The following is a 24,194-nucleotide window of genomic DNA, read 5'->3' as shown; positions in this document are numbered from 1 at the left end:
CGGAGTGTACGGGAATCGTGTGACAACCGCGAACGATTAGCGGCGCCGGGCAAGCAAAGCGGTATGGTGAGCGCCTGCGCCGGCTCAGGTCGGCGCGCCGGAGGCCTCCAGCTCGGCCAACATGCGGGCGGCAACGAGCCCATTGATCAGGCCAAAGACGAGTGCCGCCAGCGCAAAGATCGGCGCCAGCGCAAACACGCCGTCGTGCGGCACGAGCCACAGCCGCGCCACCACCAGTTGCGCGCCGATGTGTGCAAACGCGGCGAACAGGCTCGCGGTGACCGGGCCAAACCAGCGGCGCGGCAGATGCACCGCACCACCCAGTGCGCAAAGGCTTGCCAGGGCGCCGCTAAGGCCAAGGAAGAATCCAGGCGCGAGAAACTGGCCGAGCAGCAGGCTTGCGGCAAACACCCGAAGCAGCGCGACCCAGGCCGCATCGCGCCAACCCCAGCGCCACAGCACGATCAGCACGACGATGTTGCCGAGGCCCGGCTTTACGCCCGGCAGCGGCAGCGGGATCGCCGCTTCGGCCAGCGACAGCACGATCGCCGCGGTGGCAAAACGCGCCACGCGGATGTCCGACGCATCGGGTCGTAGTTCAATAACCGAGTGAGTCATAGGCAGGTTGGCGCGCCAGCAAGGCGAGCGTGACCTCGTTGGGCGCGCAGATTGCGACCGCCCCAGCGGTGCTGAGCCAGCCCTGCCGCACACAGTACTGACGCGGCCCCGGATCGCTCGCAACGCGCGCACGGCCGATGTCGACTTCGATCTTCGTCAGGCCGAGCGGGCCCGGCACCGTAATCACCTGCGGCGCAGACAAGGGCACCGTCGCAAACAGCTTGCCGGCGGCGCGGATTTCCGCACGATCCGCCTCGCCGCCACGCCAGAAATGCCGCCCGAGCATGCCGACCAGCACTGCGGCGAGCAGCAGCACGAGGTAGTCGCCCGGCCGGATCAGGGCCAGCCAGTCGCGCGCCGCGAGCCGCATCGGCGCCAGCCCGGCTCAGGACTTGAGTGCGCGGTGCCGCAGCAGCACCCGCACCTGATCCTGGAAACGCGCGGCAATCGTTTCGGCGATGTAGACGCTGCGGTGCTGGCCACCGGTGCAACCGATCGCCAGCGTCAGGTAGGCGCGGCTGTCCCGCATGTAGGAGGGCAGCCAGTTCGCGAGCCAGTTGCCGATGTCCTGCACCATGCGGCCGACGTCTTCGTGGGCGCAGAGGAAGTCGATCACCGGCTGGTCACGCCCCGTCAGCGGCCGCAGCGCGGGGTCGTAGAAAGGATTGGGCAGGCAGCGCACATCGAACACCAGATCGGCGTCGAGCGGAATGCCGTGCTTGAAGCCGAAGGATTCCACCAACAGCGTCAGGCCCTGCGCTGGCGAAGCCTGGATCAGGTCTTTCAGCCACACCCGCAGCGTATTCGGATGCAGATCGCTGGTATCGATACGCTGGCCCAGCTCGCCAACGGCTTCCAGCGCGTCGCGCTCACGCTCGATCGCTTCGAGCAGCGTCACGCCGTCGTCCGCAAGCGGGTGGCGGCGACGGGTTTCCGAAAAGCGGGCGATCAGCGTGGTGTTGCGTGCTTCAAGAAAAACGAAGCGGACGTCCTCGACCTCGCCGCGCAGCGCAGCCATGGTCTCGGGCAACGCCTGCAGGCTGGCGCCGCCGCGCACATCCACGGCAACACCGACGCGCTCGTAGCCCGCGCCGCGCAGGTGGGCAACCAGCCCAGGCAGCAGCGGTGCCGGCAGGTTGTCGACGCAGTAGTAACCAGCATCTTCAAGCACCGCGAGCGCGATACTCTTGCCGGAACCGGAGAGGCCGGAGATCAGAATCAGTTGCATGGTGTCGGGGGGTCGGCACGGGGGTGTCCCGAGCATAACGGAAGCCTGGCAGCCTGTCAGGCGCGTCGCGATTAAGCATTGGGGCGAAACTGCCGTTATCCGGCGTGAGGGTGTCTTCGCACACCCAAGCCGGCACGACACAGGGAGCTCTTCACTTGCAGTTGCCCAATCTCGACCTCTCGCAGATTCGAGTGCTGATCGCCGATCAGCAAGGCTCGGTGCGTACCTGGCTACGCACGCAACTGGCGCTGATCGGCATCCAGCAGGCCAGCATGGCAGCCAATGCCACCGACCTGCTGCGCCAGTGCCGCAACGGCAGCTTCGACGTGGTGCTGTGCGACCACCACCTGGACAACCAGAAAGACGGCGTGGAGCTGCTCGAAGACCTGCGCTACCAAAGCCTGCTGCCCCTATCGTCCGTGTTCCTCATCGTCACCGGCGAGCGCACCTACAAGCGCGTGATCTCGGCAGTGGAGTTCGCGCCCGACGACTACCTGATCAAGCCCTTTTCGGCCAATGACCTGAGCCACCGGGTGATGGCTGCGCTGATGAAGAAGAAGATCCTCAAGGACGTCTTCGCGAAGCTGGCGGAGCATGATTACGCGGGCGTGGTGGCCGCCTGCGACAAGGTGATCTCGGGCAAGGGCCACCACACGCTGGATGCGCAACGGATCAAGGCCGAAGCCTTGCTCACGCTTGATCGCATCGATGAAGCCGCCGAGATCTACACCAGCGTATCCACCCAGCGCGCCGTGCCCTGGGCGCGCATGGGCTACGCGATGGTGCTGCAGAAACGCGGCCAGCTTGACGAAGCCGCCGACGAAGCGGCGAAGCTCAACCTCGAATGCCCTGAGTACCTCTCGGTGTACGACTTTCTCGCCCGCACGCATGAGCAGCGCGGCGACCTGGCCGCGGCGATGGACTACCTGGAGCGTGCCGACGCGCTCTCGCCCGCCAACCTTGAACGGCTGCGCCACCTGGGCAAACTCGCCTCGGAAACGGGCGACCGCGAACGCGCCGCCAGCGCGATGCGCAAGGTGGTCGACCGAACGCAAAAGAGCGCACGTACCAAGATCGACGACCATTTGACCTTGTTGAAGAATCTGGTCGGCGAAAGCACCCGCAAGGAAGCCGACGAACGCCTCAAGGCCATGCGCCAGGCCCACGCGGAGACGGCCGACGGGCTCATCGCCAGCGATGTCGCCGAAGCACGGTTGCGGCGCGACGAAGGCCAGCTGGAGGCCGCGAGCGCCGCGATCGACCGGGCGCTGTCGGTCCACGCGGCGACGCCGCAGATTGCGGTCTCAATTTCAGTCGACCTCGCGGAAGTCTGCATCGAGAGTGGTCGCAACGAAGATGCATTGAAGGTTGCCGAGCGCATCGAGGGAGACCCGGAAAAGCTCGACGCGAGCCTCAGGCGCCGCCTCGGGCGCATCAAACCCGCTGCACCGCCCGCGGATGCAGCGCCGCCGATGGCGATGCCCCCGCCGGGTACCGAAGCGGATCCGGAAGCCACCGCACGGCTGTTGCAAGCGCTCGCCGCGGCACTCGATGCGTTGGACAGCGCCTGGGATGCCGATCGCGCGACGGCGTGCCGTGAACTGTTGATCGACGCCTTCAGCGCCGCACCGCGCGAGCGCGAGGTGATTCAGGCACATATCCGCTATGACCGGATTGCGGTGCGCAACGGCGGCGACCGCCACAAGCCAACGACCCGCAAGGCGATCGTCTCAGACACCAGCTGAACTGGCATGGCGGGCTCATGCACGCGCCCGCGGCCTGGCGCTATGCTAGAAATGCGGCAGCGAGCCGCCCGCAACGGCAAATACGCTTGGATAACCGAATCCAAGCGCTGGCAAGCCCCATGGAGGCATGTATGCGCAAGCCCAGACTGACCGGATGGTTCCCCGCCAACACCGCACCGGTGCGTGACGGCTGGTACGAGGTCCAGACCGAAGATGGCGAGCAGCAAATGGCACAATGGGCAGTGTTGGGCGGCGATCGCGGCTGGTGGCAGTTCCGCCGCGTATTTGGCATAGACTTGCGTCGCAGCGTGCGAGGGATTCGCCGCTGGCGCGGGCTGGCCCGCCCGGCAAACGGTTGACACGCTTTTTTTCGTGCCAAACCCAAGGTTTTCAAGCTTTGCAACGCCATTCCGCGCCGTCATGGGATAACATCCCCTTCCGGCGTGGCCACACGCTTTTCACATAACCCGGAAAAGAACCCGAATCATGAACAAATCCGAACTCATCGATGCGCTGGCCGCCAAGACCGGCTTCACCAAGACCGACTCCGCCAAAGCCCTCGACGGCCTGCTGGATGTCGTGACCGAAACCCTCGCCGCCGGCGACGAAATCTCCCTGGTTGGCTTCGGCTCCTTCTCAGTCAGCAAGCGTGCCGCCCGTACCGGCCGCAACCCGAAGACCGGCGAAGCGATCCAGATCGCCGCATCGAAGGCCCCGACGTTCAGCGCCGGAGCCAAGCTGAAGGCCGCGGTCAACAAGTAATTGACCGTCGCATCGGCCAGCCACCGCTGGCCGAGCGGATGAACGCCCCGCCCCTGCGGGGCGTTTTCTTTTGGGCTCCCGCCGGAGTTTCCACTTGCGAAGCCGGCACAAGGGAAATCCGTCTATCTGTGTGACATATTTCCGCCGCGCAACGCCCCACCCCCACGCCAGATCAATTCCGTACCGCGACCGCCTCGCGAGAATCGCGATTCCGACTGCGCGTCCGAACCATTCCGGCGGACGCATCGCTCCCGACGGCAGTGCCGCGCATCAGAACGTGGCCCACGATCGGAACGCCCGTATCACCTGGGTTGCTTCCAGACCGGATGAATTCCGTTTTTGTTTGGACTACGTCACAAGGGAGAGTGGTATGCGGCACATGATCGGCAAGACAAGCCTCGCGCTGGCGCTGGCTTTGGCAGGGATCGGCACGGCCAGCGCGGGTGTCATCTACACGTTGAGCGCGACTGACAGCACCAGCGTCCATCGCGGCATGGGCGACATCTCGCATTACAGCTACGGGGGTCTGTGGTCCGGGATCTACGGCTACGGCACCGACTTCCTGGTGACGTATCTGCGCTTCGATCTGAGCGGCGTGGCAGATTCGACCAGCCTGCGCAGCGTGAAGCTGAGCGCCACGGCCAATTCGTTTGCCGGCGATTCCTTGATCAAGGCCTACCACGTCGACGACGACACGCTGGGCGGCCACACCTACCCCGCGCTGACCTACAACGGCTTCCACGGTTTCAACGCGTTTCTCGGCTCCGAATCGGCCGCGGGATATGGCCCCTACAGCTGGGATCTTTCGGCCGCCGACTTCAGCAGCGACCTCGCCGACAACACGCTGACCATTGCGTTGACCGCGGATGCGCGGGCGGACGCCAATCACTGGGTGTTCTTCAACCGCGATTTCCGTCTCACGCTCGACACCGAATCGGCAGCGGTGCCGGAACCCGCCACGCTGCTGTTGACCGGTCTCGGGCTCGTCGGACTCGCCGCATCGCGCCGCCGCAAGACCGGCTGATACCTCATCAACCGGCCGCCGAGTCTGGCGCTCGGATGCCACACAGCAAAAAGCCCTGATTTCTCAGGGCTTTTTCTTTTCGGGCGACGAATCGGCGGACGCGTATCAGAATGGAATGTCGTCGTCGAAATCGCCGAAGTTGTTTCCGCCGGCCGGGGCCTGTGGCGCCGGGGCCGGGCGCGATTGCGGGCGTGCATTGCCGCCGCCCTGATTGCCGCCGCGCGGAGCCGGTGCCTGGTTGTAGTCGTCGCCGCCGCTGTTGTAGCCGCCGCGCGAGCCGCCGCCCTCACCACCGGGGCGGCCGCCGAGCATCTGCATCTGGTCGGCGCGGATCTCGGTCGTGTACTGGTCACGACCTTCCTTGTCCTGCCACTTGCGGGTCTGCAGGCGGCCTTCGATATAGACCGACGAGCCCTTCTTCAGGTACTGGCCGGCGATTTCCGCGACCTTGCCGAAGAACACAACGCGGTGCCATTCGGTCGCTTCCTTCTTCTCGCCGGTGGCCTTGTCGCGCCAGGTGTCGGTGGTCGCGATACGGATATTGCAGATCGCGTCGCCGCTCGGGGCGTAGCGGGTCTCCGGGTCGGCACCGAGGTTACCGACGAGGATCACCTTGTTCACAGAAGCCATCAGGCTTTCCCTCCAGTAAGACGGCGCAGGGATGCTTCATCCCAGCGCTCAAGATTAATCTTCAAGTATGCCATCCGCCGCTCGGGGATGACGATGGCCTCGCGCACGCCGGGCAGCGCGAGCAGTTCGTGGCGGAAGCTGGCGATCTCGATATGCGGATCAATCGCGATCTCGCGTTCGGTCAGCTGCGGCGGGTTGCGCATGCTGCGCGCCCACAGCCACCAGATCAAGGCCAGCAGCGTGGTACCTGCAAACACCGCATGCGGCCCGAAGTGGGCGGCCACCGCCCCGCCCGCCGCGCCGCCCAGCGCCGCACCGATCGACTGCGAGGTGTTGTAGACGCCCAGCGCCGCCCCTTTGGCCTGCGGCGGCGCGATGCGCGACACCAGCGAGGGCAGCGAGGCCTCGACAATGTTGAAGGCGACAAAGAACAGGAACAGCAGGCCAACGATCGGCCAGAACGTATCCTGCACCAACAGAAAACCGAGTTGCGTGGCTGCCAGCAGCGCAATCGACGCCAACAGTACGCGCCGCATCTGGCGTTTGCGCTCGGCGTAAATGATCGCCGGCACCATCAGTACGAAACTAGCCAGCACCACCGGCAGGTAGATCTTCCAGTGCTCGGTCAGCGGCAGGTGTTCGGACTCGACCAGGATGCGCGGCACGATCAGGAACATGCCCATCTGGATCATGTGGATCGCGAACACGCCAAAATGAAGCGGCATCAGCTGCCGTTCGGTCAGCACCGTGGCCAGCGGCACCCGCGGCATCGCGGTTTCGATGCGCGGCGGCGTCGGCACCGCGCGCAGCAACACCGGGATCGCCAGCAGCGACAAGGCCCCGGTCAGCAGGAACATGCCGTGCATGCCGATCCACTGGTACAGCGCCGGCGAAGCGACCAGGGACACGGCAAACACCAGCCCGATCGTCGAACCGATCATCGCCATCACCTTGGTGCGATGCTGCTCGCGGGTGAGGTCGGCGGCCAGCGCCGACACCGCGGCGGAGATCGCGCCAGCGCCCTGCAGCGCACGCGCCGCAATCATCCAGCCGATGTTGGGCGCCCAGGCGGCCAACGCACAACCGGCAGCAAACATGAGCAGGCCGAAAACGATCACCGGCTTGCGGCCGAAGCGGTCCGACGCGACACCGAAGGGCACCTGGAAAATCGCCTGCACCATGCCGAAGGCGCCCAGCGCCAGCCCGGCCCATTGCAGGTCGTTCCCGCCCGGCAGCGTCTTCGCGAAGACCGAGAACACCGGCAGGATCAGGAACAGCCCGAGCATGCGCAACGCAAAGATCGCGGCCAGCGTGGCGCCGGCGCGGCGTTCCTGCGCACTCATGCGGTCGGAGAACGGGGAGGACATCGGGAAAATGGCTTTGAATCAGCGAGTTGCGTATATTAGCAGGTTGCCCTTCCCGGCCACCCCGCGTTCGCGCATCGAATGACTCCCTACCTCGCGTCCAGCTCCAGCATTGATTGGACAACACCGGCCGTACACGCGCTGGCGCAGCAGCTCGCGGCTGAGGCGGGTAGTGGCGACGAGGCGATCGCACGACGTTGCTTCGAATTTGTGCGCGACGAAATCCGCCACAGTTGGGACTACCGCAGCGGGCCGATGACGCTGCGCGCCTCCGAAGTACTCGCACACCGAACTGGCTATTGCTACGCGAAGAGCCATCTGCTGGCCGCCCTGTTGCGCGCCAACGGCATCCCCGCGGCGCTCTGCTACCAGCGCCTGCCGGTTGACGACAGCGGTGCGCCGTACTGCCTGCATGGACTCAACGCGGTGTACCTGGCCGACCACGGCTGGTACCGCATCGACGCCCGCGGCAACAAGCCCGGCGTAGACGCCCGCTTCACGCCGCCGCACGAACACCTCGCCTTCCCGATCCGGGGCGGCGCCGAACAAGACATCGAAGGCCTGTACGCCGAACCGCTGCAGGCCGTGGTCGACGCATTGACCCGCCATTCCACCATCGAGCAGGTGTTCCTGAACCTGCCCGACATCGAGGCGCCGCTGCGAACCGCCGGCGCCCCGACCTAGACGCGCCGAAGCGCGGCAAGGGAATCGAAGAACGCTCATGGACGACATCAAGATCCGCGGTGCGCGCACGCACAACCTGAAGAACATCTCGCTCGACATCCCGCGCAACCGGCTCACGGTGATCACCGGCCTGTCGGGCTCGGGCAAGAGCTCGCTGGCGTTCGACACGCTCTACGCCGAAGGGCAGCGCCGCTATGTCGAATCGCTGTCGGCGTACGCGCGGCAGTTCCTGCAGCTGATGGAAAAGCCGGACGTCGACCTGATCGAAGGCCTGTCGCCAGCGATCTCGATCGAGCAGAAGGCGACTAGCCACAACCCGCGTTCGACCGTCGGCACCGTCACCGAGATCCACGACTACCTCCGCCTGCTGTACGCCCGCGCCGGCCAGCCGCACTGCCCGGAACACAAGTTGCCGCTCGCGGCACAGAGCGTGTCGCAGATGGTCGACACCGTGCTCGCGCTGCCCGAGGACACCAAGGTGATGGTGCTCGCGCCAGTGGTGACCGAGCGCAAGGGCAGCTTCGAAGACATGTTTGCCGAGCTGCGCGCACAGGGCTTCGTGCGCCTGCGCATCGACGGCACGCTGCATGAGATCGATGCACTGCCGAAACTCGAAAAGACCGGCAAGCATTCGATCGACATCGTCGTAGACCGCCTCAAGGTGCGCGCCGATGCGCGCCAGCGCCTGGCCGAAAGTTTCGAAACCGCGCTCGCCCATGCCGAAGGCCGCGCGCTGGCGGTGGAGATGGATGACGGCAAGGAGCACCTGTTCTCCGCACGCTTCGCCTGCCCGGTGTGCAGCTACGCAATTGCGGAACTCGAACCGCGGTTGTTCTCCTTCAACAACCCGGTCGGCGCTTGCCCAAAGTGCGATGGTCTCGGCTCGGTCGAGTTCTTCGATCCGACGCGCGTCGTCGCCTTTCCGCATCTGTCGCTCGCCAGCGGCGCGATCCGCGGCTGGGATCGCCGCAACCAGTTCTACTTCCAGATGCTGCAGAGCCTCGCGGCGCACTACGGCTTCGACATCGACGCCACCTTCGAGGAACTGCCGGCCGAGATGCAGCAGATCGTGCTGTACGGTTCGGGCAAGACGAAGATCGCCTTCAAGTACCTGTCGGAGAACGGTCGCAACGTCACCAAGGAGCACAGCTTCGAAGGCATCGTGCCGAACCTGGAGCGCCGCTATCGCGAGACCGACTCGATCGCAGTGCGCGAAGAGCTGGCCAAGTACCGCAGCCACCAGGCCTGCCCGACCTGCGAAGGAACGCGCCTGCGTGAAGAGGCGCGCCACGTCTTCATCGGCGACCGCACCTTGCCGCAGGTCGGCCGCCTTGCGCTGGCCGAGTGCAAGCACTTCTTCGACACGCTGAAGCTCGAAGGCCACCGCGCTCAGATCGCCGACAAGATCGTGCATGAGATCTCCGCGCGGCTGCAGTTCCTGATCGACGTGGGCCTCGATTACCTGATGCTTGAACGCAGCGCCGATACGCTCTCGGGCGGCGAAGCGCAGCGCATCCGGCTCGCGAGCCAGATCGGCTCCGGCCTCACCGGCGTGATGTACGTGCTCGATGAGCCGTCGATCGGCCTGCACCAGCGTGATAACGACAGGCTGCTTGGCACGCTGGCGCGGCTGCGCGATCTGGGCAACACGGTGATCGTGGTGGAGCACGACGAAGACGCGATCCGCGCTGCGGACTACGTGGTCGACATGGGCCCCGGCGCGGGTGAACATGGCGGCCAGGTGATCGCGCACGGCCTGCCGGCGCAAGTCGAGGCACACCCGGATTCGGCGACCGGCGCCTTCCTCTCAGGCCGGCGCAAGATCGCGTTGCCGGGCGAGCGAAAGTCGCCCGACCCGCAGCGCCAGCTTTACCTGCGCGGCGCACGGGGCAACAACCTCAAGCACGTGACGTTGGAACTGCCGGTGGGGCTGTTCACCTGCATCACCGGCGTCTCCGGCTCCGGCAAGAGCACACTGATCAACGACACGCTGTACGCGATTGCCGCGCGCCATCTGTACGGCTCGGTCGCGGAGCCCGCGCCATACGACGACATCGAAGGCCTCGAATTCTTCGACAAGGTGATCAGCGTCGACCAGGCGCCGATCGGCCGCACGCCGCGCTCCAACCCCGCGACCTACACCGGCCTGCTGACGCCGATCCGCGAGCTGTACGCCGGTGTGCCGGCATCGCGTGAGCGTGGCTACGGGCCGGGGCGTTTCTCCTTCAATGTGAAGGGTGGGCGCTGCGAGGCCTGCCAGGGCGACGGCATGATCAAGGTGGAGATGCACTTCCTGCCCGATGTGTTCGTGCCCTGCGACGTCTGCCACGGCCAGCGCTACAACCGCGAAACGCTGGAGATCCGCTACCGCGGCAAGACCATCGCCGAAGTGCTGAACATGACGGTCGAAGAAGCACATGCCTTCTTCGACGCGGTGCCGACCGTCGCGCGCAAGCTGGAAACCCTGCTCGACGTGGGCCTCGGTTACATCCGCCTCGGCCAGAGCGCGACCACCCTTTCAGGCGGTGAAGCGCAGCGCGTGAAGCTCGCGCTGGAACTGTCGAAGCGCGACACCGGCCGCACGCTCTACATCCTCGACGAGCCGACCACCGGCCTGCACTTCCAGGACATCGAGATGCTGCTGAAGGTGCTCGCGCGCCTGCGTGACCACGGCAACACCATCGTCGTGATCGAGCACAACCTGGACGTGATCAAGACCGCCGACTGGCTGATCGATCTCGGCCCCGAAGGCGGCGGTGGTGGTGGTCGCATCCTCGTCGCCGGGCCGCCCGAAGCCGTCGCCGCCCACCCGATCAGCCACACCGGCAAGTACCTCAAACGCCTGCTCAGCTGAACGTGACGCATCAGATCCTTGAGGTGGCCAACGGCCGCCCGATCAAGCTGTGGACCGACGGCGTGCCGGTCGAGGACGACGCGCGCAAGCAGCTGATGAACACTGCGAAGATGCCCTTCATCTTCCGCCACCTCGCGGTAATGCCGGACGTGCATCTGGGCAAGGGCTCAACGATCGGCAGCGTGATCCCGACGCGCGGCGCGATCATTCCAGCGGCGGTCGGTGTCGATATCGGCTGCGGCATGATGGCGGCACGCACCACGCTCACTGCCGCCGATCTGCCGACGAGTCTGCACGGCCTGCGCAGCGCGATCGAGCGCGCCGTGCCGCATGGGCGAGCGCCCGGCCGGCGCGATCCGGGAGCGTGGGAGACGCCGCCAAAGGCGGTGGACGCGATGTGGGCCGAACTCCAGGCCGGCTTCAGGCGCATCACCGAGAAGTACCCACGCCTGGAACGCACCAACAACCACAAGCACCTCGGCACGCTGGGCACCGGCAACCACTTCATCGAGGTCTGTCTCGATGAGGCCGACCAGGTGTGGTTCATGCTCCACTCGGGTTCGCGCGGGGTCGGCAACGCGATCGGCAACCTCTTCATCGAACTTGCGCAAGCCGATATGCGGCAGCACATTGCCAACCTGCCCGACCGCGACCTCGCCTACTTCAACGAAGGCAGCACACATTTCGACGACTACGTCGAAGCGGTGGGCTGGGCGCAAGACTTCGCACGGCGCAACCGGGTGCTGATGATGCAAGCGGTGGTCGCCGCTGTGCGCACGGTCATCCGCCAACCCTTCAGCGCCGAAGTCGAAGCGGTGAATTGCCACCACAACTATGTGCAGCGCGAAACCCACTTCGGCGCCGAGGTGTGGATCACGCGCAAGGGCGCGGTGTCGGCGCAGAAGGGGCAGCTGGGCATCATCCCCGGCTCGATGGGGGCGAAGAGCTTCATCGTGCGCGGGCTCGGCAACGAAGACGCGTTCTGTTCCTGCAGCCACGGCGCCGGCCGCACGATGAGCCGCAACGAGGCGAAGCGCCGCTTCACCATAGCCGATCAGGTCCGCGCCACGCAGGGTGTGGAGTGCCGCAAGGACGCCGACGTGATCGACGAGATTCCGATGGCCTACAAGGACATCGACGCGGTGATGAATGCGCAACGCGAACTGGTCGAGGTGGTGCACACGCTACGGCAGGTGGTGTGCGTCAAGGGCTGATTCAGCCTCGCGTCGGATCAACCGAACGGGCCGCTTGAGCGGCCCGTTTTGCGTGCACGCAGGACGACGTCAGCGCGCCGCCGCGTTGGTCAATTGCAGTTCAGGGTCGCCATGCCCGTCCCCGCTCCGGCCACGGCCCTGAGCCCACGCTTCACGCAGGCGGGCGATTGCGCCGTGTAGGCGTAGCTCAGCTTCTCGCGCGGGAAGGTCTTGGTCGTAGCCCAGTCGTCGGCATTCTTGCTCGGTGACGCGTCGCTGCTCGTCCAAGTGATGCCGTATGTCTTGAAGTCACCCGGTCCGCTGATGTTGTTGTTCAGCAGTTCCCAATAGCCCAGCTCCGAACTGTCGCGCGACGTAACCGGGTTCTTGGCGTTCTCGAAGTAGTTGCCCTCGATCAGCGAGTACCCACCCATGCGCACGTTGATGCCAGACGTGAGAATGCTGGAGAACAGGTTGTTGAAGAGGTGCGAATAGCCGGCGCGTTGCAGCGGGGTGCGCGAGCCCAGGTTCTCGAACACGTTATGGTGGAAGGTGATCAGGCGCTCAGCGGTGTCGCTGTCCGAATAGCCGTTGAGGCTGACCTTGTGATGGTCGTGCAGGTAGTTGTACGACACGGTCACGTTGGTCGCGCCCTTCTTGAAGTCGAGCATGCCGTCGAACTCGGTATCCCCCGCGCCGCTGCATTCAGCCAGGGATGTGAAGAAGGTGTTGTGATCGATCCAGATGTTGGACGGTGCACCGGCACTGCTGCCCTCAACACCGACGATGTCCGAATCACCGCCACCCGGTGTCAGCCCGATCGTCATGTTGCGGATGATGATGTTCGACGCGCTACCGACGATGTGAATGCCAAAGTTCGCTGCAGAACCGTCAGCACCGATGATCGAAATGTTGCGCAATGGCTTGGTCGATTCGCCCTTGATCTCGAGGGTCTGTGCGCTGAGCTTGAACTGCGTGCAGGGATCGGTGATCGACGCGAAGTTGAAGGCACCGGTGTAGGTGATCTTCAGGCCGTTAGTGCCGCCCGCTTTCTGGTAGCTATCGATGGCGGCCTGCGCTTCCGCGAGCGATGCAACACTGACAAGGTTAACGGGGCTGCTTCCCGCGCCGGTCGTCGCAGCGCCGTAGCCGATTGCGCCCGCCTCCGCGATGCCAGCGTTCGCGTTGCTGCCGCCAGCGCTAGACGAACCGCCCGAACCAGCGTTGCCGGAGCCACTCCCCGCGCCTGCGGTACCGCCCGTGCTTGAACTGCCACTCGGATTGGTCGCGCCGGCGGAGCCGGAACCGGCCGAACTGCCATCACTCGTGCTGCCGGTGTCGCCGCCACCGCCACAGGCCGTGAGCGCCGCCATCAGAAGAATCAAAAAGAAGGACTTGCCTGACCTGAAGATTTGTTGGGGGTTCATTTACTTTTTCTTTATGTATCAGTCGCTTGCCATCGATCTGATGACAGACGCCTGAGAATACCAAATCACCGCTGCCGTGGCAGCTGTGATTGCACCCGCAACACCTGGCGCACTTCAACGCCCAGGCCGATAGCGCGCGCGAAACTCGCGCGGCGTGGCGCCGCGGATCGCGCGGAACTGGCGATTGAAGTGCGCGAGGTTGGCGTAGCCGACTTCCGCAGCAATCACGCCGATCGGGCGCTCTGATTCGATCAGCGCCTGGCAGGCGCGTCCCACGCGCAGGTGGGCGACATAGTGGGTCACCGTCATCCGCATGTGGCGGCGGAAGAAGCGGTGGAAGGCGCCGACCGACAGCGCAGCGCGTGCGGCGAGATCCGCGATATCGACCGGCTCGGCAAAGCGCTCATGCAGTTGTGCCAGCACCCGCGTCAGCCGTGCATTGTGCGGATCGGTCTCGACCCATCCGGTGTAGTGCCCGCTCGCAAGCTCTTGCACATCGCTCACCTCGGCGAGCTGCACAAGGACGTCGAGCAAAGCCGGCAGGCGCCGGGCGTCCGACATCTCGGCGAGCTTGAGGATTGCGTCGCGCTGCTGTAGCGCGACTTCCGGCGGAAACGCCAGGCCTCGCGCCGCGCGCGCACACAGCCGCGCAAGCGGCGCGAGCTCCGCACATGCGGCAAGCAGTTGGTCGACCCAAGTCTGCGAGAACCAGCACACCCGTGTAGTGAGCGGGCTGCGCCGCTCCTGGCGGTCGTGCACCGACCAGGCATGCGGCAGGTTGGCCCCGACCAGCACCAGATCACAGGGGCCGAAGTCGGCGATGCTGTCGCCGACAAAGCGCTGGCCGCGCGCGTTGAGCGTGAGCGTCAGCTCATATTCGGGATGGTAGTGCCATTCGAAGGGGATCTCGGTTTGCGGGCTGGCGAGCAGGTGCCATGAAGCCTCGGTAGACGGATCGGCGACATACTCGCGAACTGGACGCACAGCAACGCTCCGCAACTCGAAGACGTCATTTTAGTATCAATCAACAGCAGCCGATTCGCAGGCACCCGGCGGCGCGGGACGCAGAATCCAGCCATCGCCCACGATCAAGCAGTGCCCGATGCATCCACCGCACGAAGAGACCGCAATCGACAAGGCCCCGCACGCCGTGCTGACGGCCCGCGAACAGCAGGTGCTCAACGCAGTGATGCGCGGCGAACTCAATCGTGAGATCGCGCAGTCCTTGCAGATCAGCGTCAAGACGGTCGAATACCATCGCGCCGCACTGATGCGAAAGGCCGGCGCCCGCACGGCAGCAGACCTCGCGGCGCGGGTGCTGAGCGGCCGACTGCGAATCGTCTTGAACACACCACCTGTCACCTGAAGCCATGCCCGATATCTCGACTACCCCCCCAAGAACCGAACGCCCCAGCGCCGTCATCACCGGCGCGAGCAGCGGCATCGGGCGCGGCATTGCGCTGCACCTCGCCCACGCGGGCTGGAACATCGCCTTCACGCATGTGGGCGCCCACGGGGCAGCGGCCGATGTCGCCGCAGCGTTGCGTGCGGCGGGCGCCGACGTGCTTTTCACGGAATGCGATGCGGGCGACAAGGCGCAAGTCGACCGCTTCTTTGGCGAAGTCGCTGCCTGGTGCGGCGCGCCGGCGCTGCTGGTGAACAACGCCGGCATCCAGACCTGGGCGCCGCTGCTGGACTTGGCCGAAGCAGATTGGGACCGCGTCATCACGACCAACCTCAAGGGCTGCTTTCTCAACACCCAGGCGGCGGCGCGGCTGATGCGCGAGCGCGGCGGCGGGCGCATCGTCAACATCGGCTCCGGCTCGAACAAGCTCGCCTTCCCGCACCTGGTGGACTACACCGCGTCGAAAGGCGGCATCGAGCAGTTCACCAAAGTCGCCGCTGTCGAGTTGGGGCCATTCGGCATCACGGTGAACTGCGTGGCGCCGGGCGCCATCGAACTTGAACGCACCCGCCAGGAAGCGCCGGGTTACGGCGATACCTGGGCCGCCGTCACGCCGCTCGGCCGCGTCGGCCAGGTGGAGGATGTGGCTGGCGTGGTGGCCTTCTTCGCGTCGCCCGCTGCGGCCTTCGTCACCGGCCAGACGATCTGGGTCGACGGCGGCGTGTTCACGCGTGCGACCTGGCCGTATGCGCAGGCCTGACGCACGCGCAGCGCGATTGCCGGGATTGCCTACGTAGCGCTACGTACATGAGGGCCGGCGCATTCTGCTAGCCTGCTGAGGCAGCCAAGCGATCCCAACGCTGCCGACGCCAACCGCGCCGGCTCGCGCTCACCGCCCCACCCGGGCATTCAGCAGGCCACCCGCCAAGCAACGCTTTGCCGCGTTTCCGAACCGCCGGAAACGCCGGCGCGTCGTGGCGTTCACCGCCGCCCGCGCCGGCGCCACGGCCTGCCAAGAGCCCGATCATGACCAGCACTACGCTCACTGCCGGCGCGCTGCACCGCCCGCTCGGCGCCAGCGATTACAAAACGCTTTCGCTCGCCGCCCTCGGCGGCGCGCTCGAGTTCTACGACTTCATCATCTTCGTCTTCTTCGCGACGACGATCGGCCAGCTGTTCTTCCCGCCCGAGATTCCGGACTGGCTGCGCCAGCTGCAAACCTTCGGCATCTTCGCCGCCGGCTATCTCGCGCGCCCGCTCGGCGGCATCGTGATGGCGCACTTCGGCGACCTCGTCGGCCGCAAGCGCATGTTCACGCTGTCGATCCTGATGATGGCGGTACCCACGCTTTGCATGGGCCTGCTGCCGACCTACGCGACGATCGGCCTCGCCGCGCCAGTGCTGCTGCTGGCAATGCGCATCCTGCAAGGTGCTGCGGTTGGCGGCGAAGTGCCGGGCGCGTGGGTGTTCGTGGCCGAACACGTACCCGCACGCCACATTGGCTACGCCTGCGGCACGCTGACAGCCGGGCTCACCGGCGGCATCCTGCTTGGCTCGTTGGTCGCGACCGCAATCAACACCCACTTCACCCAGCCCGAACTGCTGGCGGTGGGCTGGCGGGTGCCCTTCCTGCTCGGCGGCGTGTTCGGGCTCTTCGCGATGTTCCTGCGCCAGTGGCTGGAAGAAACACCCGTCTTCATCGAACTCAAGCAGCGCAAGGCGCTCGCCGATGAAGTGCCGCTCAAGGCCGTGGTGCGCGATCACCGTGGCGCGGTGGTGGTGTCGATGCTGCTGACCTGGATGCTGTCGGCAGCGATCGTCACAGTGATCCTACTGACACCCACCTTCCTGCAGAAGCTCTACGGCTTCGATGCACCGACCGCATTGCGCGCAAACAGCGTCGCAACCCTCGCGCTCACGCTCGGTTGCGTGTTCTGGGGCGCCCTCGTCGACCGCCTCGGCGCAGCACGCGCGATCCTGATCGGAGGCCTGCTGCTCGCTGCCACGAGCTATGCCTTCTACACCGGCGTACGCGCCGATGCGTCGCTGCTGATGCCGCTGTACGGGCTGGCAGGCTTCGCGGTCGGTATCGTCGGCGTCGTGCCGTACGCGATGGTGAATGCCTTCCCGCCTGCGGTACGTTTCTCGGGGCTGTCCTTCTCGTACAACGTGGCCTACGCCATCTTCGGTGGCCTCACGCCGATGGTCGTGACGCTGATGCTCAAGAGCGATCCGCTCGCGCCGGCGCACTACGTTGTCGCCCTCGCGCTGCTGGGTGCCGCGACCTCGTTCTTCCTCAAGCGGGAGCCGGTGCGCTAAGCGCCTTCAAGGTTGCCCTGCTTCAACGCGGCAGGGCCAGCGTGCCGATGTAGCCCGCCGGCAAGGTGAGCGGGCTGCAGCGGCACGCATCCACCACATCGCCGGCACGCCATTCACGCAACGCCTCGCCACGCAACTTCAGGCTCGCTTCCAGCTGGGTCCAGGCTTGCGAGAAGGCCTCGGCGCGCAGTTCAAGCGGCGTCGCGGCAATGTGCTCGGCGATGGCCGGACCCAGGTAGTCGCGCGCGACGGCTGCCCAATCCTCCGGCAGCGCCACACGCATCAGGTCCACGCCCACCGGGCCATCCCAGTTCACCGCGACCAAAGAGCAGCCCGGCTCATGGCTGAACGACAGACCAAGCGCGTAACCGACAAGCTGCGGGGGAAGCCCGGGCGACGCGCGCAGCGTTAAGGATTCAGGTGCGACGCGCAGTCGGGCAGCGATGTACTCGCGAGCCGCTTCGCGTACCCGCGCACGGGCATCGGCACGGGGCATGTCTGGCGCTAGCGCGAGCGCGAGCACCACGCAAGGCGCGCTTGGCGGCGGCGCTTGTGCCGGCCATTCGAACACCGGCCAGCGCGCCATCTCAGGTCGTTTGCGGTGCGGCCGGGCAGCCCTGCCAGCGGCTGCCCGCCGGGATGCTCTCGCCCTTCATGACCAGCGTGAGCGGCCCGAGCTGCGCGCCGTCCGCCACCGAGGCGCTGTACAGCACCGTGCTGCGCGGGCCGATGTTTACCTTGGCGCCGATGTGCACATGGTCGATCTTCATCACGCGGTCTTCGAACAGGTGCGTCTGCGGGCAGGTCAGCGCGTTGAGCTCGCTGTACTCGCCGATGTGCACACAGTCGAACTCGGTGATGTCGGTGGTATCGAGATACACGCCGCGGCCGATCTTCGCGCCGAGCAGGTTCATCGCCACCGGCAACCACGGCGTGCCGCGCAGGTAACGAAGGAAGTTCGGCACCGTGATGCCTTCGTACATGTTGGTCGCCGCTTCCGAAAGCCACACGAAGGGCGTCCACATCGGCACTGCGCGCTTGCTGTAGCGGCCGATCGTGATCCACTTGAACAGAGCGACGAAGATGAAACTCGCAAGCCCGAACAGCAAGCCCGCCTCGGTCAGATCCCAGGCCACTTCACCCCAGCGGCCAGCCCCGGCGGCGGGCATCACATCGAGCACGATGCTGTAGCCCACCGCGATCACGATCGCGTGCGGTGAGACGATGCGGAAGGCTTCGATCAGGCCACGGCCCAGGCGCCGCATCGGCGAGGGGTGGAAGGTCAGCGACTCCGGATAGCCGCTGGTGGTCTCGCGTGCCGGCAGGTTGATCGGCGGGCTGCCGAGCCAGGTGTCGCCACTCTTCATCAGGCTGCCGTCCGGCACCCTTGAGAGCACGCCGACCAGAACGTTCTCCGGGATCGTCGTGCCATCCGGCACATAGGCGCCGTTGCCAACAAAGCTGCGGCGCTCCACCACGGTGGCCTGCATCGTCATCCAGCCGCCGTTGATCTCTTCGTCGCCCAGCAACACCGCGTCGGCGATGAAGGTTTCGTCGCCCAGCGTCAGCATGTCCGGCACCACGCCCAGCGCGGTCGAAATCTCGGCGTCACGCCCGACCTTCGCACCCAACAGGCGGTACCAGAACGGCGCATACACCGTCGCGTACACGCCGTGCAGGATCTGCAGGCTGTTTTCCTGGATCTGGTTCACCAGCCATTTGCCGCAATACACATTGCTGTGCACCGGCCAGCTGCCAGTCTTGAGCTTGGGCAGGATGCCCCAGCGGATGCCTGCCGATACCAGCGCAGTCACGACCACCAGGATCGCGCTGGCAGGCAGGGCGAGCAGGAAGTACTCGATCAACTGCAGCATCACGACGTCGCTCTGCGCCCAACTCAGACCGTCGATTTCGTCGAGCCAGTCAATCAGGATGAAGGTCGGGAACACCGGCATGAAGAACAGCGTGGTGACGAGCAAGGCACCGGCGATGAAGAACACGCCTTCGCTGACGGCCCGCAGCGTGCTGGTCGCCGGCCGTGGCCGCAGCGAAGCCGGATCGAAGGCACCGGTATCACGCGCCGGCGAGCCGGTCCAGATCCGGTGCGGCGGCACTGCCATGCCGTCGGTGAGTGCTGACTGACCTTCCAGATGGCCCCACTCGGCAACCGAGGTGTTGCCCTCCAGCACCGCATAGGAGCCGACGTAGGCATTCGGCCCGATGTCGATGGGGCCGAGGATCAGTTCGCCATGCAGCACGCGCGCATTCTCGAAATTGACCGCATTGCCGATGCTGGCGCCATCGGCAATCGACAGCAGTTCAGGCGCGCGCAGCGTCATCGCGCCGATCTGCACATCCTTGCCGATCTTCGCGCCGAGGGCACGCAACCACCAGGCGTACAGGGAGGAACCGCTCAAGAGGTAGGACGGTGCGGCCTCGGTCAGGCGGTCGGCGAGCCACCAGCGGTAGTAGGTCAGGCCCCACAGGGGGTAGCGCCCCGGCTTGAGGCGCCCGGCGATCAGCCACTTGCCGACGAAGGCGAGCACAAACTCGCCAAGCGTGGCCGCCAGAAACACCAGCACCGACATCGCCACCGCATACGGAATCGAGTCGCCTGGGTCGCCGGTGAAGAAGTGGTAGGTGAAGAAGGGCGCCAGCCACTGCGCCATGCGGATCGCCACCAGCACCGGCACCGCCGCCGCCTGCGCGATGCCGCAGCGCCAGCGGCGGAAGGCCGACGGTGGCGTCCACTCGACGGCAACCTGCGGCGCCGCAGCGTGCATGGCCTCGAGCACCGCAGCGATATGCCCGACCTTGCGATGCAGGTAGATGTCGCGCACCGTGAGGCCGGCGTAGCGCGGGTCGGCTCGCAGCGCAGACGCGAGCCGCGCGGCAAGCAGCGAGTGACCGCCCAGATCGCTGAAGAAGTCCGCCTCGCGGCGGATCGGCTGCCCGGGGAAGAGCCGCTCAAGCGCGGCGAACAGCGCACGCTCGGCGTCGGTCTCCGCCACGTCGGACCCCTCGGCCCCGGCCAACGCCGCAAGCGGCAGCGCCTTGAGCACCTTGCGGTCGATCTTGCCCGATGTTAGGCGCGGCATCTCAGCCATCAGCTCGTAGCGGGCCGGCACCATGTAGGGCGGCAGCCGCTCGCCGAGCGCAGTGCGCAGTGTCTTCGGATCGAGTGGTGCGTCGCCCTCGGGCACGACGAAGGCAACCAGCTGGTCGATGCCGTCATCGTTGCGCAGCAACACCGCAACAGTGCCCACGCCCGGCTGCTCGGCGAGCACGGCTTCGATCTCGCCCAGCTCGACACGGAAGCCGCGGATCTTGATCTGATCATCGGCGCGGCCAAGGCACTGCACGCGGCCATCGGCATCGATGCGCGCAAGGTCACCGGTGCGGTAAATGCGGGCGTCGGTCTCGCCAGTCGCCCAGGGGTTGGCGAGGAATTTCTCCGCGGTCAGCTCGGGGCGACCAAGGTAGCCGGCCGCGACGCCCGGCCCGCTGATGCAGAGCTCACCGGTCTCGCCGCGCGGCAGCAGACGCAGGCCGTTCTCCACGTCCGCCGCAATCACCAGCAGCCCGTAGTTGGGCAGCGGCGTGCCGATCGTGACCGGTTCGCCGGCATGCAACTCGGCGAGGCTGGCCGAGACGGTGGCCTCGGTCGGGCCATAGGTGTTGAACACCTGCCGGCCGGGTCGCGCCCACTTGGCGACCAGCGCCTCGGGGCACATCTCGCCGCCAAGGTTGATCAAACGCAGGCCCGGCACATCCTGCGCAAACAGCGCCAGCAGCGTCGGCACCGCATGCAGCGCGGTGATGCCGTTTTCTGCGAGCGCCTGTGGCAGCACATCCGGGTCGGCAGCGATTTCCTTCGGTGCGATCCACAGCGTGGCCCCGACCAGGTAGCTGATCCAGATCTCTTCGAAGGACATGTCGAAGGCGACCGAGAAGCCCTGGTAGACCTTGTCCGACGCGCGGATGCCGAGCACCGCATTTTCACTGCGCAGGAAGTGGCAGATGCTGCCCTGGTTGATCGCGATGCCCTTGGGCTTGCCGGTGGAACCGGAGGTGTAGATCACATAGGCCGGGTGATCGGGGCGCGCACCTTCACGGCGGCGCAACAGTGCATCGAGTGGTGCGAGCAGTGCTTCGGCAGTCCACACCGAACGACCGAGCTTGCCCAACTGCGGCGCAAACGCTTCACAACTGACAATGCCGGGGGCCGCCGCATCCTCAAGGCATACCGCAACGCGATCCACCGGTGTGTCGGCATCGCTCGGCAGCCAGGCCGCGCCGGTTTTTGCGATTGCCAGTTGCATCACCAGCAGGTCGATGCCGCGCGGCAACCACAGGCCGATGATCTGGCCCGGGCGCACGCCGGCGTCGATCAGGCGCGATGCCGCGCGATCGGCCAGTGCATCGAGTTCGGCGTAGCTCAGGCTTCGCTCACCGTGAATCAGCGCGATCTGCTCCGGCGTGCGTTGCGCACTGGCTTCGAACAGGTCGGCGAGAATCTCGTCGCGGATCAATTCAGGGCGGATGGGGCCGCAGAGAACGTCGGCAGATTGGGTGGTAGCGGGTGCGGACATGATGGACTTTGGCTGATGCCGACGATGCGGCGCATCGCGGCCGGCGAGATTTTCGCACGCATTGTGCGCCACGCCCGGCAGTCCGACACAGGTTTGCCGAAGCGCAAAGCATGCAAATCCGGCTGCGATACGCTTCGGCCCCACATCGCATCTGTTCGCCCAAATCGCGAGCCAGGTTGACTCGCCGGTTGAAGGCGTGCGGCGGCCCGCGAGAACGGCGAATCGTTGTGCCCCCGATTCCACAAGTCTCCCGGAGCACGTCTTGAGTATTCAACGTTCGATCTGCGCGGCCGCCATCCTGGCCGCAATCACTTCAACGACCGCAACCCCCGCGTTCGCCGCCGACTGGAGCGACACCTCGGTCAGCTACCGCTACGGCACACAATTCGCCGAACCCGGCATCGAAGGCGACATCGCCAAGAGCATCTTCGCGCTGACCCATGTCAGCGGTTTCAAGTACGGCAGCAACTTCTTCAATGTCGACTTCCTGCTGTCCGACAAGAACGACCCCGCGGCCGGCGGCCAGGGTGGCGCACAGGAGATCTACGCGGTGTATGCCAACCAGCTGCATCTCGGCAAGATCACCGGTAGCAGTTACGCCTTCGGCCCGGTGCGCGACCTGGCGCTGACTACCGGCTTTGATGCGAGCAGCAAGAACAACGACTTCGCCTCACGCGTGCGCAAGTTCACCTTCGGCCCGACGCTCAAGTTCGGCGTGTTCGACGGCTGGGCAGACCTAAGCCTGCTGTACTACAAGGAAACCAATCACAACGGCATCGTCGGCAAGGACGTGAGCTTCGACAGTACCTGGCGCATCGCGGGCGCCTGGGGCGTTCCGTTCGCTGCGGGCAGCCTGCCGATGAACGTGAATGGCTACTTCAACTACACCGCGGCCAAGGGCAAGGACGGCTTCGGCGATGAAACGAAGCCCGAGACGCTGCTGAACATCTTCCTGATGGCGGACGTCGGCGCCTTGGCCGGCAAGAAGGACACCTTCCTCGCCGGCGTCGGCTACGAGTACTGGCAGAACAAGTTCGGCAACGACCACACGAAGCTGGTCGGCTCCACCGCGCGCACGCCGATGCTGAAAGTCGAAGCGCACTTCTGATCACGGCGCAGCAACACACAAAACGGGGTGGCGCTTGCCACCCCGTTTTGTTTAGCTGACGACGCCCGCGTAGCCCTGCTGCGCAAACCAGTCGTCCAGCCGATCGACCCACGCCGCCCGCTGTGCCGCATCCACGAAACTCGCCTCGAAGCTGTTGCGCGCCAGCCGGTACCAGACGGACGCATCGAAATCGAAGGCAGCCTGCAGCGCACGAATGTTGTCGCCCATGTAGCCACCGAAGTAGGCCGGGTCGTCGCAGTTGATCGTGGCGCAGAGGCCCTGCTTCAGCAGCGCCGGCAGCGTGTGCTCGCGCATGTCCTTGAACACGCACAAGCGCACGTTCGACAGCGGGCATACCGTCAGCGGCATCCGCTCACGCGCAAGCCGCGCCATCAAGGCCGCGTCTTCCACCGCACGCACGCCATGGTCGATACGCGCCACCTTCAGCAGATCCAGCGCCTCCACGATGTAGGCTGGCGGCCCCTCCTCGCCCGCATGGGCAACGACGGGCTTGCCCAGCGCACGACAGCGCGCGAACAGGCGTTCGAACTTCGACGGCGGATGCCCGCGCTCCGACGAATCCAGCCCGAAACCGTGAATACGGTCGATGAAGGGCTCCATCTCGGCGAGCGCTGCGAAACCCTCCTCCTCGGAAAGATGGCGCAGAAAGTTCGGGATCAGCCGCGTGCTGATGCCGGATTCCTTGCGCGCCGCCTCGGCGCCCGATTCCAGCCCTGCCAGCACCGTCGCGAACGGCACGCCCCGCGGCGTATGCGTCTGCGGATCGAAGAACACTTCGGCATGCACCACGCCATCCGCCGCGGCGCGGCGCAGGTAGGCGAGCATCAGGTCATGAAAGTCCGCCTCGGTGCGCAACACCGCGGCGCAGGCGTAGTAGAGGTCGAGGAAGGATTGCAGATCCTCGAAGTCATACGCGCGGCGCAGCGCATCGACATCCGCGAACGGCAGAGCCACGCCATTGCGCTGCGCCAGCGCGAAGGCCAGCTTCGGCTCCAGCGAACCTTCGATGTGGATGTGCAGCTCGGCTTTAGGCATGCCGAGGGCGAGGTCGAGAATGGTGGCGGGCATGATCGCTCCGTGGCGGCTTCATCAAGGCTGACAGGATAGCGCGCGGCGCGCCGCCGGACTTTTCTTGAAACCTTAACCCGTTTCGTCGACCAGCTCCGTTTCAGTACTCAGACGCCCGCTTCGGGCGCTCCCGGACACTTTGAAAACGGAGC

At 65.8% G+C, this 24,194-nt stretch carries 21 protein-coding genes; 11 read left to right on the top strand and 10 right to left on the bottom strand.

Annotated features, from left to right (window positions below; all coding sequences use genetic code 11):
* Positions 1-84: 84 nt before the first annotated feature.
* The 3 genes from HH302_RS12220 to rapZ are packed head-to-tail and all read right to left on the bottom strand — an operon-like array spanning position 85 to position 1,846.
* Positions 85-618, bottom strand: a complete 534-nt coding sequence (locus HH302_RS12220; RefSeq protein WP_172202436.1) for a Gx transporter family protein — start codon at positions 616-618, stop codon at positions 85-87.
* Positions 599-988 carry a NusG domain II-containing protein gene (locus HH302_RS12215; protein ID WP_172202435.1) on the bottom strand — a complete coding sequence of 130 codons (390 nt, stop codon included), beginning with the start codon at positions 986-988 and terminating at the stop codon, positions 599-601. Before HH302_RS12215 ends, HH302_RS12220 begins: the two co-directional genes overlap by 20 nt.
* 15 nt (positions 989-1,003) lie before the next feature.
* Positions 1,004-1,846: an RNase adapter RapZ gene (rapZ, locus tag HH302_RS12210; protein WP_172202434.1), complete on the bottom strand. Its 843-nt coding sequence runs from the start codon at positions 1,844-1,846 to the stop codon at positions 1,004-1,006.
* 155 nt (positions 1,847-2,001) lie between these two features.
* Between rapZ and HH302_RS12205 the strand changes: the two genes are divergently transcribed.
* The 4 genes from HH302_RS12205 (at position 2,002) to HH302_RS12190 (ending at position 5,377) form a co-directional block, all read left to right on the top strand.
* Positions 2,002-3,591: a response regulator gene (locus HH302_RS12205; RefSeq protein ID WP_172202433.1), complete on the top strand. Its 1,590-nt coding sequence runs from the start codon at positions 2,002-2,004 to the stop codon at positions 3,589-3,591.
* Between the two features lie 131 nt (positions 3,592-3,722).
* Positions 3,723-3,950, top strand: coding sequence for a hypothetical protein (locus HH302_RS12200; RefSeq protein ID WP_172202432.1), 228 nt, complete (start codon positions 3,723-3,725; stop codon positions 3,948-3,950).
* Positions 3,951-4,053: 103 nt separating this feature from the next.
* Positions 4,054-4,353 (top strand): HU family DNA-binding protein, encoded by a 300-nt coding sequence (locus HH302_RS12195; protein WP_281391266.1) that lies wholly within the window; start codon positions 4,054-4,056, stop codon positions 4,351-4,353.
* 370 nt (positions 4,354-4,723) lie between these two features.
* Positions 4,724-5,377: a PEP-CTERM sorting domain-containing protein gene (locus tag HH302_RS12190; protein WP_172202430.1), complete on the top strand. Its 654-nt coding sequence runs from the start codon at positions 4,724-4,726 to the stop codon at positions 5,375-5,377.
* Between the two features lie 105 nt (positions 5,378-5,482).
* Here HH302_RS12190 and ssb read toward each other — a convergent pair whose 3' ends face one another.
* Both ssb and HH302_RS12180 read right to left on the bottom strand, forming a co-directional pair.
* Entirely contained in the window at positions 5,483-6,007 is a 525-nt protein-coding gene (gene ssb, locus HH302_RS12185; RefSeq protein WP_172202429.1) for a single-stranded DNA-binding protein, read from the bottom strand.
* Positions 6,007-7,374, bottom strand: a complete 1,368-nt coding sequence (locus HH302_RS12180) for an MFS transporter (RefSeq protein WP_253946089.1) — start codon at positions 7,372-7,374, stop codon at positions 6,007-6,009. The genes ssb and HH302_RS12180 overlap by 1 nt, the downstream gene beginning before the upstream one ends.
* Before the next feature lie 78 nt (positions 7,375-7,452).
* Between HH302_RS12180 and HH302_RS12175 the strand changes: the two genes are divergently transcribed.
* The 3 genes from HH302_RS12175 to HH302_RS12165 are packed head-to-tail and all read left to right on the top strand — an operon-like array spanning position 7,453 to position 12,123.
* Entirely contained in the window at positions 7,453-8,055 is a 603-nt protein-coding gene (locus HH302_RS12175; RefSeq protein ID WP_172202428.1) for a transglutaminase family protein, read from the top strand.
* Positions 8,056-8,092: 37 nt separating this feature from the next.
* A complete protein-coding gene (gene uvrA / locus HH302_RS12170) occupies positions 8,093-10,909 on the top strand; it encodes an excinuclease ABC subunit UvrA (protein WP_172202427.1) in 2,817 nt (938 codons plus the stop codon).
* A 2-nt stretch (positions 10,910-10,911) separates the two neighbouring features.
* On the top strand, positions 10,912-12,123 hold the full coding sequence (locus HH302_RS12165; RefSeq protein ID WP_172202426.1) for an RtcB family protein: 1,212 nt from the start codon (positions 10,912-10,914) through the stop codon (positions 12,121-12,123).
* Positions 12,124-12,212: 89 nt separating this feature from the next.
* Here the strand turns inward: HH302_RS12165 and HH302_RS12160 are convergent, their stop codons facing one another.
* Positions 12,213-13,529 carry a polysaccharide lyase family 1 protein gene (locus HH302_RS12160; RefSeq protein ID WP_216661881.1) on the bottom strand — a complete coding sequence of 439 codons (1,317 nt, stop codon included), beginning with the start codon at positions 13,527-13,529 and terminating at the stop codon, positions 12,213-12,215.
* A 114-nt stretch (positions 13,530-13,643) separates the two neighbouring features.
* Complete coding sequence (locus tag HH302_RS22740; RefSeq protein ID WP_172202425.1) at positions 13,644-14,513, bottom strand: AraC family transcriptional regulator; 870 nt, start codon at positions 14,511-14,513, stop codon at positions 13,644-13,646.
* Between the two features lie 118 nt (positions 14,514-14,631).
* Between HH302_RS22740 and HH302_RS12150 the strand changes: the two genes are divergently transcribed.
* From HH302_RS12150 to HH302_RS12140, 3 genes are all read left to right on the top strand, one after another.
* On the top strand, positions 14,632-14,895 hold the full coding sequence (locus tag HH302_RS12150; RefSeq protein WP_172202424.1) for a LuxR C-terminal-related transcriptional regulator: 264 nt from the start codon (positions 14,632-14,634) through the stop codon (positions 14,893-14,895).
* Between the two features lie 4 nt (positions 14,896-14,899).
* Positions 14,900-15,694: an SDR family NAD(P)-dependent oxidoreductase gene (locus tag HH302_RS12145; RefSeq protein WP_172202423.1), complete on the top strand. Its 795-nt coding sequence runs from the start codon at positions 14,900-14,902 to the stop codon at positions 15,692-15,694.
* Between the two features lie 266 nt (positions 15,695-15,960).
* Complete coding sequence (locus tag HH302_RS12140; RefSeq protein ID WP_172202422.1) at positions 15,961-17,253, top strand: MFS transporter; 1,293 nt, start codon at positions 15,961-15,963, stop codon at positions 17,251-17,253.
* A gap of 22 nt (positions 17,254-17,275) precedes the next feature.
* Here the strand turns inward: HH302_RS12140 and HH302_RS12135 are convergent, their stop codons facing one another.
* Positions 17,276-17,839 (bottom strand): 4'-phosphopantetheinyl transferase superfamily protein, encoded by a 564-nt coding sequence (locus HH302_RS12135; protein WP_172202421.1) that lies wholly within the window; start codon positions 17,837-17,839, stop codon positions 17,276-17,278.
* A gap of 1 nt (position 17,840) precedes the next feature.
* Complete coding sequence (locus HH302_RS12130; RefSeq protein WP_172202420.1) at positions 17,841-21,845, bottom strand: Pls/PosA family non-ribosomal peptide synthetase; 4,005 nt, start codon at positions 21,843-21,845, stop codon at positions 17,841-17,843.
* Between the two features lie 262 nt (positions 21,846-22,107).
* Between HH302_RS12130 and HH302_RS12125 the strand changes: the two genes are divergently transcribed.
* Positions 22,108-22,953 carry a hypothetical protein gene (locus tag HH302_RS12125; protein ID WP_216661880.1) on the top strand — a complete coding sequence of 282 codons (846 nt, stop codon included), beginning with the start codon at positions 22,108-22,110 and terminating at the stop codon, positions 22,951-22,953.
* 51 nt (positions 22,954-23,004) lie between these two features.
* On the opposite strand, the gene HH302_RS12120 is transcribed toward HH302_RS12125, so the two are convergent.
* The gene (locus tag HH302_RS12120) at positions 23,005-24,042 is read right to left on the bottom strand and encodes an adenosine deaminase (RefSeq protein ID WP_172202419.1); all 1,038 of its coding nucleotides are present in this window, start codon (positions 24,040-24,042) and stop codon (positions 23,005-23,007) included.
* Positions 24,043-24,194 lie beyond the last annotated feature (152 nt).

The sequence above is a fragment of the Niveibacterium sp. COAC-50 genome (assembly GCF_013184235.1).
Classification (GTDB): Bacteria; Pseudomonadota; Gammaproteobacteria; order Burkholderiales; family Rhodocyclaceae; genus Niveibacterium; species Niveibacterium microcysteis.
The sequence above is the reverse complement of the archived record's forward strand: the minus strand, read 5'-3'. Positions and strand labels throughout refer to the sequence as shown.

Coding starts and splice junctions, on each gene's coding strand:
- HH302_RS12190 (WP_172202430.1), top strand. CDS start 4,724: ATGCGGCACATGATCGGCAAGACAAGCCTCGCGCTGGCGCTGGCTTTG.
- HH302_RS12130 (WP_172202420.1), bottom strand. CDS start 21,845: ATGTCCGCACCCGCTACCACCCAATCTGCCGACGTTCTCTGCGGCCCC.
- HH302_RS12160 (WP_216661881.1), bottom strand. CDS start 13,529: ATGAACCCCCAACAAATCTTCAGGTCAGGCAAGTCCTTCTTTTTGATT.
- HH302_RS12200 (WP_172202432.1), top strand. CDS start 3,723: ATGCGCAAGCCCAGACTGACCGGATGGTTCCCCGCCAACACCGCACCG.
- uvrA (WP_172202427.1), top strand. CDS start 8,093: ATGGACGACATCAAGATCCGCGGTGCGCGCACGCACAACCTGAAGAAC.
- HH302_RS12140 (WP_172202422.1), top strand. CDS start 15,961: ATGACCAGCACTACGCTCACTGCCGGCGCGCTGCACCGCCCGCTCGGC.
- HH302_RS12150 (WP_172202424.1), top strand. CDS start 14,632: ATGCATCCACCGCACGAAGAGACCGCAATCGACAAGGCCCCGCACGCC.
- ssb (WP_172202429.1), bottom strand. CDS start 6,007: ATGGCTTCTGTGAACAAGGTGATCCTCGTCGGTAACCTCGGTGCCGAC.
- HH302_RS12135 (WP_172202421.1), bottom strand. CDS start 17,839: ATGGCGCGCTGGCCGGTGTTCGAATGGCCGGCACAAGCGCCGCCGCCA.
- HH302_RS12215 (WP_172202435.1), bottom strand. CDS start 988: ATGCGGCTCGCGGCGCGCGACTGGCTGGCCCTGATCCGGCCGGGCGAC.
- rapZ (WP_172202434.1), bottom strand. CDS start 1,846: ATGCAACTGATTCTGATCTCCGGCCTCTCCGGTTCCGGCAAGAGTATC.
- HH302_RS12175 (WP_172202428.1), top strand. CDS start 7,453: ATGACTCCCTACCTCGCGTCCAGCTCCAGCATTGATTGGACAACACCG.
- HH302_RS12120 (WP_172202419.1), bottom strand. CDS start 24,042: ATGCCCGCCACCATTCTCGACCTCGCCCTCGGCATGCCTAAAGCCGAG.
- HH302_RS12220 (WP_172202436.1), bottom strand. CDS start 618: ATGACTCACTCGGTTATTGAACTACGACCCGATGCGTCGGACATCCGC.
- HH302_RS12180 (WP_253946089.1), bottom strand. CDS start 7,374: ATGTCCTCCCCGTTCTCCGACCGCATGAGTGCGCAGGAACGCCGCGCC.
- HH302_RS12145 (WP_172202423.1), top strand. CDS start 14,900: ATGCCCGATATCTCGACTACCCCCCCAAGAACCGAACGCCCCAGCGCC.